This is a genomic window from Enterobacter sp. UCD-UG_FMILLET (genome assembly GCF_000762975.1).
Classification (GTDB): Bacteria; Pseudomonadota; Gammaproteobacteria; order Enterobacterales; family Enterobacteriaceae; genus Enterobacter; species Enterobacter dykesii.
In genome coordinates this window covers 307,499-320,213 of record NZ_JRJC01000006.1, presented here as the reverse complement: position 1 = coordinate 320,213, position 12,715 = coordinate 307,499, and the positions used below count along the sequence as shown (strand labels likewise).

Below are 12,715 nucleotides of genomic sequence, written 5' to 3'. Positions count from 1 at the left end.
TCAGAACAGCAGCGATGACGACGTGTCGAATGCCGCACGACGGCGCTTTTCGGCGCTCATCTGCTCAAGCTTGTCGCGATCCACGCAGACCAGCGCGTGCGTCGGGCAGGCTTCCATGCAGGCCGGACCGGCGTCGCGGTGGTAGCACAGGTCGCATTTGTTGGCTTCGGCTTTGTCCGCGCGCACGCTCAGCCCCATGCCGCTGTTGCGCACCACCGGACGGACAACCACCTCCATCGCGCCGTACGGACAGGCGACCACGCAGGTTTTGCAGCCAATACAGCGCTCCTGCATGACGTGCACAAAGCCTTTCTCGCGTTTAATCGCCCCGTTCGGGCAGACGTTCGCACACGGTGCGTCTTCGCACTGGCGACAGATGGCGGCGGTGGAAATATTCACGCCTTTGATGACGTGGATACGCGGCAGGAAGGTGTCAGGGGTAAGCGACGCGCAGTCCTGCTCCGCCTGATGGGAAACCACGCACGCCACTTCACAGGTACGGCAACCAATACACTTACTGGCATCGGCCATAATAAAACGGTTCATCTGCTTCTCCAGCATTACAGTTATGCGCGGAGATATTCATAAACCGTGCCAATAATTAACTTATTGATTTTATATGAATTTAAAAAATACGGAGGCGCTGTCATCGTCACTTATGACGATGACAGCTGTCGACATCAGCGGTGCGGGCCGTCAATAACGGAGTCGCGCAGGACAAGCTCGCCGGAGAAGGTTTGCTGATACTTAAACTCACCGCCGTCGAGCATGAAGATCAGGCGGCTGATGGTCTCTTTGATCATCTCCGTCACCGGAATACGCACGCTGGAAAGCGACGGCACGATGTAAGGCGCGATGGCCACGTCGTCAAAGCCGATCACCGACACCGCGTCCGGTGCGGCCACGCCGCTGTCGTGGAGCTGCTTCATGGCACCGATCGCCATGTCGTCATTACTCGCCACCAGCGCCGTAAACCGTTCACCGCGAGCAAGCAGTTCGGCAACCGCCGCCGCGCCGCTGGCGGGGTTCCACTTCCCGCGCGCAATAAGGCCCTCGCGCAGCGGAATACCGTGCTGCGCCAGCGCGTCCTTGTAGCCGGAGAGACGCTCAACCCCGGTGGGAGAATCCAGCGAGCCGGTGATAAACGCGATCTCCCGGTGCCCTTTCGCAATCAGCTGCGACACCGCCTCCTGGCTGGAGGCTTTATGATCTGACCAGACGCAGTGGCTGCTGTTTTTCCGCAGGCGGCGGTTGAGCACCATGATGGGCTGCTCGCACTTCTCGACGATCTCATCCATCTCTTCCACGCTCAGAAAACGCGGATAGATAATCACCGCGTCGCAGCGCATATCGAGCAGGTACTGGATCGCCTCTCGCTCTTCATCCGCGCTGTGCTTGCCGTCCGCGAGGATCAGCTGCCGCCCCTTTTCTTCCGTCATGCGCGCGGCGTGAAACAGCAGTTCGCTAAAGTAGACGCCGTGATAGAGGGTGTTCGTCACCACCAGTCCCAGCGTCTGGGTACGTTTGGTTGCCAGGTTTCGCGCCAGCAAATTCGGGCGATAGCCGCTCTCTTCAATGGCCTGAAAAACCCGGTCTTTGGTCTCCTGGCTGACGTAGCCATTTCCCGACAGCACCCGGGACACCGTGGCTTTCGAAACGCCTGCCCGCTTCGCCACTTCAAGCATCGTGGTCATGTTGTTATTCCATCTGAATCTGATGAAGCGCAGTGTACTGCACTGCAAAAAAATTGTCGCAGCGGTGAAATCACGCTTTCGATACCCCATTGAGATCTGCATCACGAAACGAAAAAATGGTCAAAAAGCGATCTTGTTTCATTCATAGAAACTCATGATGATTATGTGGAACCGGTTTCCTACATGTCTCACAACAATAACAGGATCACATCCGATGGCCAAAAACTACGCTGCGCTGGCGAACGACGTTATCAGCGCGCTGGGCGGCAAAGAGAACATCGTCGCCGTCACCCACTGCATGACGCGTCTGCGTTTCGTACTGAAAGACGAAAGCCTGACCGACGCTGCGCGCCTGAAAAGCATCAGCGGCGTCCTCGGCGTGGTGCGCAACGACAACCAGTGCCAGGTGATTATTGGCAACACGGTTTCACAGGCGTACCGCGAAGTGGTGAGCCTGCTGCCCGCTGACCTGCAGCCCGCAGTGCCGGAAGGTCCGCAGAAGATGACCTTACGCCGACTTGGCGCCGGGATCCTCGACGCGCTGATCGGCACCATGTCCCCGCTGATCCCGGCGATCATCGGCGGCTCGATGGTCAAGCTGCTGGCGATGATCCTTGAGATGACCGGCGTGCTGCCAAAAGGCGCGCCGACGCTCACTATTCTGACCGTCATCGGCGACGGTGCCTTCTTTTTCCTGCCGCTGATGGTGGCGGCCTCGGCGGCGGTGAAATTCAAAACCAACATGTCGCTGGCCATCGCCATTGCCGGCGTACTGGTGCACCCGAGCTTTATCGAGCTGATGGCGAAAGCCGCACAGGGCGAGCACGTTGAGTTCGCCTTCATTCCGGTGACGGCGGTGAAATACACCTACACCGTCATCCCGGCGCTGGTGATGACCTGGTGCCTGTCATACATCGAACGCTGGGTGGATCGCATTACCCCGGCGGTGACGAAAAACTTCCTCAAGCCGATGCTGATCGTGCTGATTGCCGCCCCGCTCGCCATCGTGCTGATTGGCCCGCTGGGGATCTGGATCGGTAGCGCCATCTCCGCGCTGGTCTACACCATTCACGGCTACCTGGGCTGGCTCTCCGTCGCCATCATGGGCGCGCTCTGGCCGCTGCTGGTGATGACCGGGATGCATCGCGTGTTTACGCCGACCATCATTCAGACCATTGCCGAAACGGGCAAGGAAGGGATGGTGATGCCGTCGGAAATCGGCGCCAACCTGTCGCTCGGCGGCTCGTCGCTGGCGGTGGCGTGGAAAACCAAAAACCCGGAGCTGCGCCAGACGGCGCTGGCGGCGGCAGCCTCCGCCATTATGGCGGGGATCTCTGAACCGGCCCTGTACGGCGTGGCGGTGCGGCTGAAACGTCCGCTGATTGCGAGCCTGATCAGCGGCTTTATCTGCGGGGCGGTCGCCGGCATGGCCGGTCTTGCCAGCCACTCGATGGCGGCACCGGGGCTGTTCACCAGCGTGCAGTTCTTCGACCCGGCGAACCCGATGACCATCGTCTGGGTGTTCGGCGTGATGGGGCTGGCAGTCTTGCTGTCGTTTGTTCTGACCCTGCTTTTAGGGTTTGAGGATATCCCGGTCGAAGACGAGGCTGAAAAAGCGCGCGCCCTGCAGACCGCACCGGTACAGAACAACGCAGCAAAAGCATAAATTGAAAGCGAGGTAAGAATGTCTATTTTTCCACAAGGATTTTTATGGGGCGGCGCGCTTGCCGCCAACCAGAGTGAAGGTGCTTACCGTGAAGGCGGCAAAGGACTGACGACGGTCGATATGATCCCCCACGGCGCGAATCGCCTGGCGGTGAAGATCGGTAAGGAAAAGCGTTTCTCGCTGCGTGACGACGAGTTCTACCCGAGCCACGAAGCGATTGATTTTTACCATCGCTATAAAGAAGACATCGCCCTGATGGCGGAGATGGGCTTTACGGTGTTCCGCACCTCAATTGCCTGGAGCCGCCTCTACCCGAACGGCGACGAACCGTTGCCGAACAAAGAGGGCATTGCCTTCTATCGCGCGGTGTTCGAGGAGTGCAAAAAGTACAACATCGAGCCGCTGGTAACGCTCTGCCACTTCGACGTGCCGATGCACCTGGTGACAGAATACGGCTCCTGGCGCAACCGCAGGATGGTCGATTTCTTCGCCCGCTACGCCCGCACCTGCTTTGAAGAATTTAACGGGCTGGTGAAATACTGGCTGACCTTCAACGAAATCAACATCATGCTGCACAGCCCATTCTCCGGCGCGGGGCTGGTGTTTGAGGAAGGTGAAAACGAAGACCAGGTGAAATACCAGGCCGCGCACCACGAGCTGGTAGCGAGCGCGCTGGCGACCAAAATCGCCCACGAGGTGAACCCGGAAAACCAGGTCGGCTGCATGCTGGCGGGCGGCAATTTCTACCCGTACTCCTGCAAGCCGGAAGACGTGTGGATGGCGCTTGAGAAAGACCGCGAGAACCTGTTCTTTATCGACGTGCAGGCGCGCGGCAGCTACCCGGCCTACTCTGCCCGCGTGTTCCGCGAGAAAGGCGTGGTGATTGTGAAAGAGCCGGGCGACGACGACCTGTTAAAGAACACCGTCGACTTTGTCTCGTTCAGCTATTACGCCTCGCGCTGCGCGTCGGCGGACATGAACGCGGGCAACACCAGCGCGGCGAACATCGTGAAGTCCCTGCGTAATCCGCATATTCAGGTGAGCGAATGGGGCTGGGGCATTGACCCGCTCGGCCTGCGCATCACCATGAACATGATGTACGACCGCTACCAGAAGCCGCTGTTCCTGGTGGAAAACGGCCTCGGGGCAAAGGACGAGATTGACGTCAACGGCGAGATCAACGACGACTACCGCATCAGCTACCTGCGCGAGCACATCCGCGCGATGGGCGACGCGATCGAGGACGGCGTGCCGCTGATGGGCTACACCACCTGGGGCTGTATCGACCTGGTGTCGGCCTCAACGGGCGAAATGAGCAAGCGCTACGGGTTTGTGTACGTTGACCGCGACGACGCAGGGAACGGCACGCTGGACAGAAAACGCAAGAAATCGTTCTGGTGGTATAAGAAGGTGATTGCGAGTAACGGGGCGGATCTGGAGTAGCCTGTTGCCCTCTCCCACAGGGAGAGGGGTTTGGCGCCGCTCAGAGCTGAGAAAAACCCCCATCCCCAACCCACTCCGCAAGCCGTGAATACACCACGTCCACCGCCTCTTTCACCGGCAGCGTCATCGGGTAATAAAACCCAACGATATCCGGCTGAATTCCCAAAAAGAGCACCTCGCCCACGTCGTCCCTGATCTGATCGACAAGGTAGTTCAGCGGCATATTGTGGGTGGTCATCATAAACATCTCGGCGATGTCGTCCGGGTCAATCAGGCGGATCTCTCCGGGGTTGAGCCCCATATCGGTGGCATCGACGATTAACAGCCTCTCCGGGCGCAGCTCGCGGATGGCGACCACGTCGTTTTCCGGCGCGCTTCCGCCGTCAATCACCACCCAACTGCCCTGCGGATTCGCGGCGCACATCTCTGCCAGCAGCGGGCCCGCGCCGTCGTCGCCCATCATGCTGTTGCCGACACACAGTAAAACGTCAGTCACGTAATCTCCTCACCATCAGGTAGATGGCGCTCTCCTGATGAATATCGTGCAGCATGCTAAGCAGCGTTTTGCTCCACGCCTGCTGCTCGGGGGTTTGCTTGGCGAGCGCCGCGTCAAAGGCGTTGGCAAGCATCGCAATGTGGTTGGCGTCGATGACGATCTCGCCGTACTTCGGCACGCCCTCCATTTTGCGCCGCGCCGTGCTGCCCTCCTCCAGCGTGGCGATCCACGCCAGGTATTCCGGCCACGGGCAGCTCAGCGCGGCCTCCAGGCAGTCAATCACCCCGAGATGGTGCCCAATCGCCAGGCTGTAATAGACCACCTGCTGCGCCGCATCCGGCGTGGCATCGTTCTCATCAATAAACTTACGGCTCAGCTGGCTGAACACCACCGTTTCACTCATCGGATACGCGCCTCATCCACGATGCTGTTCAGGTTCGCCACGATCTCACTGAGACGGGGATCGTTCTCGGCCTCCAGCCAGCGCGCCACCTGATGGTCGCCCTGACTCAGTAGGCGCAGATAATCATCGGCAATCTGACGCCCGTAACGATAGCCCGCCAGCCTGCGCGCCGTGCGGTCAATCTTCACCCGCAGCGGCTGCACCATGTCCGGGTGCAGAATGGCCGCCGGCCGGTTGTCCAACTCGCCCGGCTCGCGCGCGTGGATTTTCTGCTCCAGCAGGCCAAGCGCCATCGCGAAGCCGTACAGCGTCGCGGCAGGCGTCGGCGGACAGCCCGGAATGTAGACGTCCACCGGCACGATTTTGTCGGTGCCGCCCCAGACGCAGTAGAGGTCGTGGAAGATGCCGCCGCTGTTGCCGCAGGCCCCGTACGAGATGCAGATTTTCGGGTCCGGCGCGGACTGCCAGGCGCGCAGCGCGGGGGATCGCATGGCGCGGGTGACGGCCCCGGTAAACAGCAGAATGTCCGCATGACGCGGGGACGGCACCACCTTGATGCCGAAGCGCTCGGCGTCAAACAGCGGCGACAGCGTAGCGAAGATCTCAATCTCGCAGCCGTTGCAGCCCCCGCAGTCCACGCGGTAGACGTAGGCCGAGCGTTTGATTTTTTTCAGCAGCGACGCCTTCATGCTGGCGATGGACTCCTCCACCGTCATCGGCACCGGAATGCCGTTAGCGTCGCGCGGGCCGAGTAAGTTTTCCATCAGCTGGCCTCTCTCATATGGCGGGTGATATCAATGCGGTCGGACGGCAGCAGGCACTTCTGACGCTTGCACTCCGGGCAGGTTTCAAAGCTTTCGCGGTGGTGCTCCGCGCGAGCGTCGCCGTTGTGCTGCAGCAGCGCGATGGCGTAGTCGATCTCTTTTTGCACGGCGAACGGGCGCCTGCAGACGCGGCAGCTGCAAAGGTCAAAGCGCGACTGCTGCAGAAAATCCTCTTTCTTCCACACCGCCAGCTCGTACTCCTGCGACAGGCGAATGGCGACAGTCGGGCAGACCTCCTCGCAGCGGCCGCAGAAGATGCAGCACCCGAGGTTAAACTGCCAGGCCAGCTCGCCGGTTTTGAGATCCGTTTCCACCGTTAAGGCGTTCGACGGACAGGCATTCACGCAGGCCGCGCAGCCGATGCACTGCTGCGGGTTGTGCTCCGGCTTGCCGCGAAAGTTTTTATCCACCGGCATCGGCTCCAGCGGATAGCTGCTGGTCTGCGTGCCGGTTTTTATCGCTTTTTTGATAAAGGTAAACATGGCGAGTCCTTATTTCAGCGGCGAGTTCTTACGCTCGATGCTGTAGCGCTCAAGCTCTTTGTACGGCACTACCTGGCTTTTTTTCTTGCGCACGTCCACAACGGTCATGCGGTCGGTGCACGAGTAGCACGGGTCGAGGCTGCCGATGATCAGCGGCGCATCGGAAACCGTGTTGCCGCGCAGCATATAGCGCAGGGTTGGCCAGTTGGCGTAGGTGGCCGCACGGCAGCGCCAGCGGTAGAGCTTCTGGTTGTCGCCGGTCATGCTCCAGTGGATGTCATCCCCGCGCGGCGCTTCGGCAAAGCCGAGGGCAAAGCGGTTCGGAATGTAGGTAAAGCCCTCCACCATCAGCGGGCCGCCGGGAAGGTTATCGAGGCCGAAGTCGATCATGTTCAGGGCGGTGAACACCTCGTTAATGCGCACCTTGAGGCGCGAGATGACGTCGCAGCCCTGCTCGCTGTGCACGGTCATCGGCAGCAGGCCGTAGCCGACGAACGGGTGATCGGCACGGGTGTCGCGGGCGTGGCCGCTGGCGCGCACCATCGGGCCGACGTTGCTGAAGTCGCGGGCGATCTCCGGGTCAAGGCGCCCGATGCCGACGGTGCGCTGCTCGATGTTTGGCGTGCTGAGCAGCATGTCCACCAGCTCCTGCACGTCGCGGCGCATCTGCTGCGCCAGCTGGCGGGTCTGGATCATGTCGTCCTTCAGCAGGTCGCGGCGGATCCCGCCGATCAGGTTCAGGCCGTAGGTTTTACGCGCCCCGGTGAGGATCTCCGCCATCTTCATTGACGCTTCACGCACGCGGAAGAACTGCATAAACCCGGAGTCAAAGCCGACGAAGTGGCAGGCCAGGCCGAGGTTCAGCAGGTGCGAGTGCAGACGCTCCACCTCCAGCAGAATGGCGCGGATCATCTGCGCGCGCTCCGGCACCACGATCCCCATGCCGTTCTCCACCGAGGTGGTATAGGCGGTGCTGTGGGCGAAGCCGCAGATACCGCACACGCGGTCAGAGAGGAACGTGACCTCGTTGTAACCCATGCGGGTTTCCGCAAGCTTTTCCATGCCGCGGTGGACGTAGAACAGGCGGTAGTCGGCGTCGATGATGTTCTCGCCGTCGACGAACAGGCGGAAGTGGCCCGGTTCGTCAGAGGTGACGTGCAGCGGGCCGATCGGCACCACGTTGTTCTTCTTGCTGCCCAGCTCGTTGATGAATTCGTAGGTTTCGCTGTCGGTGGTCGGCGCCGGGCGCTGGCGGTAGTCCATGCTGTCTTTGCGCAGCGGATAGAGTTCGTCCGGCCAGTCGTCCGGCAGCACCAGGCGGCGCTCGTCCGGCAGGCCGACCGGCACCAGGCCGTACATGTCGCGCACTTCGCGCTCGCCCCAGACGGCGGCGGGCACGCGCGGCGTGACGGACGGGTATTCCGGCTTAGACGGGTCGACTTCGACGCGCACGGTGAGCCAGCACTTTTCGCCCTGCTCCATCGACATCACGTAGTACACGGCGTAATTGCCGCACAGCTGGCGCTCGTCGTTGCCGAACAGCACCGACAGCCAGCCGCCCTGCTGGTAGTACAGAAACTCGACCACTTCCGGCAGATAGTTCACCTTAATGGTGACGGTTACCTGGTCTTTGGTTTGCCAGGACTCCTCTAGCACCACGCCGGGGAAAGCCTGATGCAACGCGGCGAGATACTGCTGACCTTTCTTTTCTTCAGACATAAATACTCTCTCTAATCACGCCACCAGCAAGGAGACGAACGCTAAAAATGCAAAACCAAAACCGGCCCAGGTGATGCGCGACGTTTCCACAAAACGCAGGCGCGCCATGCTGTTTTCAAACAGGGCAATCACCAGCACGCCGACCAGCAGCTTGAGGGCGGCAACCACGACGGCCAGCACCAGACCGCCTGCGGAGAAGTGCGTCATCTGTCCCCACGGGAAGAAGACGCCGACAAACATCTGCAGCACCACCAGCTGTTTGAGGCTGATGCCCCACTTCAGCACCGCGAAGCCGTAGCCGCTGTATTCGGTAAGCGGCCCCTCCTGTAGCTCCTGCTCGGCTTCCGCGAGGTCGAACGGCAGTTTGCCCATCTCAATAAACGTGGCGAACGCGCAGGCGCACAGCGCCAGCACCAGCGGGATCGAGCGCGCCACCGGCCAGTGGTAAACGGTGTGGGTGATAAAGCTGATGTGGGTAGAGCCCGCGACCTGCGCGGCGACCCACAGCCCCAGCAGCAGGATCGGCTCGACCAGCACGCCGAGCATCGCCTCGCGGCTGGCACCGATGCCGGTAAACGGGCTCCCTGTGTCCAGGCCCGCAATCGCAAAGAAGAAGCGGGCGATGGCGAAGAGGTAAATCAGCGTGATCAGATCGCCAAGCACGGGCAGCGGCGACGCCACCGTCACCACCGGCAGCGCGGTGGCGATGGTCAGCATCACGCCCACCATCACAAACGGCGTCAGGCGGAAGACCCAGCCTGCGGCGCCCGGCGCAACGCTCTGACGGGAGAGCAGCTTGAAGAGATCGCGGTATTCCTGAAGCACCCCAGGCCCGCGACGGTTGTGCATCCGGGCGCGCGCCACGCGCGTGATGCCCGACAGCAGCGGCGCGGCGGCGAACAGCACCAGCGCCTGAAGAATTGCCAGTAACAGACTCATGTCAGGCTCCTCGTGAAATCACAATGACCACCAGCACAGCTAGCTCGATGACCGCCAGACGGCGGAACAGCACGGGTGCGGCGGCACTCTGCCAGCCGGGTACCCAGTCCACCGGGTTCAGCCAGTGGCGCAGCTTCAGCACGGCGGCGAAGTTCTCCTTCACCGGCATGGCGAAACCGTGGGCGGTGATGACCATCGACTGTTCGTGTTCGTAGCCGCAGGCCCACGCCGCACCGCGCGAGCGGGAGGCGAGCCGGTCGCGTTTGAAGAACAGCATCAGGACGAGCGGCAGCAGCGGTGCGCCAATCAGCAGCAGCGCGATCATGGGCTGAGAGACGGTGGTATTCGCCACGGTCAGCGGCAGCGGAATGGCGTTGCCCAGCAGCGGCAGCAGCCACGGCGCGGCGACGCCGCCCGCGATGCAGCACAGCGCCAGCGCGACCACGCTCACGCCCATCAACAACGGTGCGCAGCAGGCGTTTTCCGCTTCGCGGGTGCGCGGCGCGCCGAGGAAGGTCACGCCGTAGACTTTCGCCATGCACATCACCGCCAGCGCGCCGGTTATCGCCAGTCCAACCGCCAGCAGCGGGCCGAGCAGACGCGCGATAAAGACATCGCTCTGACCGAGCGCGAAGAAGGACTGATAGATCACCCACTCCCCGGCAAAGCCGTTCAGCGGCGGCAGCGCGGCCATCGCCATCAGCCCGACCAGCATCGCCAGTGAAATCACCGGCATCTTTTTGCCAATCCCGCCGAGCTTTTCAATATCCCGATGGCCGGTGCGGAACCAGACGCTGCCCGCCCCGAGGAACAAGGTGCTTTTAAACAGGCTGTGGTTGACGAGGTGATACAGACCGCCGATAAACCCGGCGGCAATCAGCGCCGGATGATTGAGCGCCAGCCCGGTCACGCCCGCGCCAATGCCGAGCAGGATAATGCCGATATTTTCCAGGGTGTGGTAGGCCAGCAGGCGCTGGATATTGTGCTCCATCAGCGCGTACAGACCGCCGACGAACGCGGTAATCATTCCGGCGACCAGCAGCACGACGCCCCACCACAGCGGCGGCTGTCCGCCGGTCAGCGTAATCGCCAGAATCCCGAACAGACCCACTTTCATCACCACCACCGAAAACAGCGCGGCGGCAGGCGCGGAGGCATTCGCATGCGCCTGCGGCACCCAGCCGTGCAGCGGGATGATGCCAGCGAGCAGGCCAAAGCCGAGCACGCCCAGCAGCCAGACGTCGTTCCCCAGCGGATACCCGTTGAGCGCAGCGAAGTCCAGCGTGCCAAAGCGGTGCCATACCAGCCAGCAGGCCAGCGCCAGCAGCAGCGTTCCGAGGCGTCCCAGCGCAAACCACAGCTTGCCGGAGGCGCTGCAGCCGGTCAGGAACACGCCGCACAGCGCCATGATTTCCGCCATCACCACCAGCGCCCCGAGGTTGCTGGCGCTAACGGTACAGACCGCCGTCGCCATCAGCAGGTTAACCAGCAGGCCGTTGGCTTTAGCGTGCGGGTGGCGATGCCAGTCGATATTGAACAGGCTGATAAACAGCCCGCTCAGGCCAAACGTCACCAGCCAGATGGCGTTCAGGGGCGTGATCTCAACCGTGTGGCGAATCAGCGGCATCACGGTCTCTGCGGACTGGCCGCCGAGCAGGACGACACCGCCTGCCGCCAGCGTCATCAGGCTAGCGGCCGCCCCGCCGATCCCGCCGATCGCGCCGCTGAGCATTTTATGGAATGAGAAGATCAGCGCCAGAACAGCGGCGGCAGCAAAACAGGCTACCGCGCCGGTAATCATCATCGCCGCGTTCATTTCGCCCCCTCGTTAAGCGCCTGTAGCAGAGAAAGGTCGCCAAAATCACTGTTGATGGTCAGCTCGCGTTTACGCTTGCTGGTACGGGCGATGTCGCGAATGTTAACCAGAATCAACGCCTTAGTCGGGCAGGTGCGCACGCATGCCGGGCCCTGCTCATCGAAGCTGCACAGGTCGCATTTCACCGCAACGGCACGAATGCCGGGCACCCAATCCAGCAGCGTGCTTACGCGTGCAGGTGCCGGGGGCGCGGGCGGGGCTTTTGGCGAGTTGGCGTTCGCCGGAATATGCAGCGGACGGCTGCCGGAAAATTCAATCGCGCCGAACGGGCAGGCAATGCCGCACAGCTTGCAGCTTACGCACAGGCTTTCGTTCAGCTGGACAGCGCCATCAACGCGGGTGATGGCATTCACAGGGCAAACGCCCGCGCAGGGGGCATCTTCACAGTGATGGCAGAGCTGCGGGGCAGACTCTTTTTCATTACGCATGACGTGCAGACGCGGCATGGACTGCAGCCCATGCAGGCGATGCGTTTCCGAACACGCCGCCTCACAGGTTCGACAGCCAATGCAGACCGTCGAGTCGGCAATTACAAAACGGTTCACCGGGTTATCCTCTGGTGATAGTCATTTTTGACGAAAAACTGTCTTGTCGACACTTCTCGACACGCATGGGTCAGGCCACGTTCGCTGAGGTATTTCCATCCATCAGCTGCTTCAGGTTGACCGGAAGATCGTGTTCAACGGCGGCGTACAGGCCGTTATAGACCGGCGCGATTTTTTCCAGATAGTGCTCCAGCACCTGCTGGCGATCGCGGTTGCTGACGTGGCCGTCCACCATGCCGTCGGCCATTAGCTGCGCCTTCGCAATACACTGTTTTTCGCCGTCTTTTGTCTCGAGGTGGTACTCAATGGTGTGGCTGTTGAAGTTGTCCGCCAGGGTAACGTTGATGATGAAATGGCCGAAGAGGACAAAGCGCATGTCGCCCTGCGCCGCGCAGCTCATTGCGTGGTGAAGACGCGCTTTCGAGAGGGTTATGCCCTGAACCAGAGAGTTGCAGTAGAAGTGCCACTGGTCCTGCAGCTGCTGATGACGCTGCGCGATGTAATCCGCTTTTTCGCTGATTTCCCAAATAGTCATAGAAGGTATCCGGTTAATGGAGATAGCGGCTGTTAAGCAGATTCCATGCCAGTTTTTATCCTGCTGATTTTAAATAGATTTAATTACAAAACC

The 12,715-nt window shown here is 61.1% G+C and carries 13 protein-coding genes; 2 read left to right on the top strand and 11 right to left on the bottom strand.

The features are described from left to right. Positions 1-546: an electron transport protein HydN gene (gene hydN / locus LA04_RS01955; RefSeq protein WP_029739520.1), complete on the bottom strand. Its 546-nt coding sequence runs from the start codon at positions 544-546 to the stop codon at positions 1-3. 134 nt (positions 547-680) lie between these two features. After that, complete coding sequence (locus LA04_RS01950) at positions 681-1,694, bottom strand: LacI family DNA-binding transcriptional regulator (protein WP_047650294.1); 1,014 nt, start codon at positions 1,692-1,694, stop codon at positions 681-683. Between the two features lie 214 nt (positions 1,695-1,908). Here LA04_RS01950 and ascF point away from each other — a divergent pair, with 214 nt between their 5' ends. Together ascF and LA04_RS01940 are read left to right on the top strand one after the other, a co-directional pair. Continuing rightward, positions 1,909-3,360 (top strand): PTS cellobiose/arbutin/salicin transporter subunit IIBC, encoded by a 1,452-nt coding sequence (gene ascF / locus LA04_RS01945; RefSeq protein WP_047650293.1) that lies wholly within the window; start codon positions 1,909-1,911, stop codon positions 3,358-3,360. 18 nt (positions 3,361-3,378) lie between these two features. Next, positions 3,379-4,803: a 6-phospho-beta-glucosidase gene (locus LA04_RS01940; RefSeq protein WP_047650292.1), complete on the top strand. Its 1,425-nt coding sequence runs from the start codon at positions 3,379-3,381 to the stop codon at positions 4,801-4,803. A gap of 40 nt (positions 4,804-4,843) precedes the next feature. On the opposite strand, the gene hycI is transcribed toward LA04_RS01940, so the two are convergent. The 9 genes from hycI to hycA all read right to left on the bottom strand — a co-directional run bounded on the left by hycI (position 4,844) and on the right by hycA (position 12,622). Then, a complete protein-coding gene (gene hycI, locus LA04_RS01935) occupies positions 4,844-5,299 on the bottom strand; it encodes a hydrogenase maturation peptidase HycI (protein WP_047650291.1) in 456 nt (151 codons plus the stop codon). Continuing rightward, positions 5,292-5,702 (bottom strand): formate hydrogenlyase maturation HycH family protein, encoded by a 411-nt coding sequence (locus tag LA04_RS01930; protein ID WP_047650290.1) that lies wholly within the window; start codon positions 5,700-5,702, stop codon positions 5,292-5,294. The genes hycI and LA04_RS01930 overlap by 8 nt, the downstream gene beginning before the upstream one ends. Beyond that, positions 5,699-6,466 carry an NADH-quinone oxidoreductase subunit B family protein gene (locus LA04_RS01925; protein WP_047650289.1) on the bottom strand — a complete coding sequence of 256 codons (768 nt, stop codon included), beginning with the start codon at positions 6,464-6,466 and terminating at the stop codon, positions 5,699-5,701. Before LA04_RS01925 ends, LA04_RS01930 begins: the two co-directional genes overlap by 4 nt. Continuing rightward, on the bottom strand, positions 6,466-7,008 hold the full coding sequence (locus LA04_RS01920; RefSeq protein WP_047650288.1) for a formate hydrogenlyase complex iron-sulfur subunit: 543 nt from the start codon (positions 7,006-7,008) through the stop codon (positions 6,466-6,468). The genes LA04_RS01925 and LA04_RS01920 overlap by 1 nt, the downstream gene beginning before the upstream one ends. A 9-nt stretch (positions 7,009-7,017) precedes the next feature. Beyond that, positions 7,018-8,727: a formate hydrogenlyase subunit HycE gene (gene hycE, locus LA04_RS01915; RefSeq protein ID WP_047650287.1), complete on the bottom strand. Its 1,710-nt coding sequence runs from the start codon at positions 8,725-8,727 to the stop codon at positions 7,018-7,020. A gap of 15 nt (positions 8,728-8,742) precedes the next feature. Next, positions 8,743-9,666: a respiratory chain complex I subunit 1 family protein gene (locus LA04_RS01910; RefSeq protein ID WP_047650286.1), complete on the bottom strand. Its 924-nt coding sequence runs from the start codon at positions 9,664-9,666 to the stop codon at positions 8,743-8,745. Between the two features lies 1 nt (position 9,667). Next, positions 9,668-11,482: a formate hydrogenlyase subunit 3 gene (gene hycC / locus LA04_RS01905; RefSeq protein WP_047650285.1), complete on the bottom strand. Its 1,815-nt coding sequence runs from the start codon at positions 11,480-11,482 to the stop codon at positions 9,668-9,670. After that, entirely contained in the window at positions 11,479-12,087 is a 609-nt protein-coding gene (locus LA04_RS01900) for a 4Fe-4S dicluster domain-containing protein (protein ID WP_023308971.1), read from the bottom strand. Before LA04_RS01900 ends, hycC begins: the two co-directional genes overlap by 4 nt. A 70-nt stretch (positions 12,088-12,157) precedes the next feature. After that, positions 12,158-12,622, bottom strand: a complete 465-nt coding sequence (gene hycA, locus LA04_RS01895) for a formate hydrogenlyase regulator HycA (protein ID WP_047650284.1) — start codon at positions 12,620-12,622, stop codon at positions 12,158-12,160. Positions 12,623-12,715: the final 93 nt, after the last annotated feature.

Bases quoted from the DNA above. Each gene is read 5' to 3' on its own strand.
- hydN (WP_029739520.1), bottom strand. From the start codon at position 546: ATGAACCGTTTTATTATGGCCGATGCCAGTAAGTGTATTGGTTGCCGT.
- LA04_RS01950 (WP_047650294.1), bottom strand. From the start codon at position 1,694: ATGACCACGATGCTTGAAGTGGCGAAGCGGGCAGGCGTTTCGAAAGCC.
- ascF (WP_047650293.1), top strand. From the start codon at position 1,909: ATGGCCAAAAACTACGCTGCGCTGGCGAACGACGTTATCAGCGCGCTG.
- LA04_RS01940 (WP_047650292.1), top strand. From the start codon at position 3,379: ATGTCTATTTTTCCACAAGGATTTTTATGGGGCGGCGCGCTTGCCGCC.
- LA04_RS01930 (WP_047650290.1), bottom strand. From the start codon at position 5,702: ATGAGTGAAACGGTGGTGTTCAGCCAGCTGAGCCGTAAGTTTATTGAT.
- LA04_RS01925 (WP_047650289.1), bottom strand. From the start codon at position 6,466: ATGGAAAACTTACTCGGCCCGCGCGACGCTAACGGCATTCCGGTGCCG.
- LA04_RS01920 (WP_047650288.1), bottom strand. From the start codon at position 7,008: ATGTTTACCTTTATCAAAAAAGCGATAAAAACCGGCACGCAGACCAGC.
- hycE (WP_047650287.1), bottom strand. From the start codon at position 8,727: ATGTCTGAAGAAAAGAAAGGTCAGCAGTATCTCGCCGCGTTGCATCAG.
- LA04_RS01910 (WP_047650286.1), bottom strand. From the start codon at position 9,666: ATGAGTCTGTTACTGGCAATTCTTCAGGCGCTGGTGCTGTTCGCCGCC.
- hycC (WP_047650285.1), bottom strand. From the start codon at position 11,482: ATGAACGCGGCGATGATGATTACCGGCGCGGTAGCCTGTTTTGCTGCC.
- hycA (WP_047650284.1), bottom strand. From the start codon at position 12,622: ATGACTATTTGGGAAATCAGCGAAAAAGCGGATTACATCGCGCAGCGT.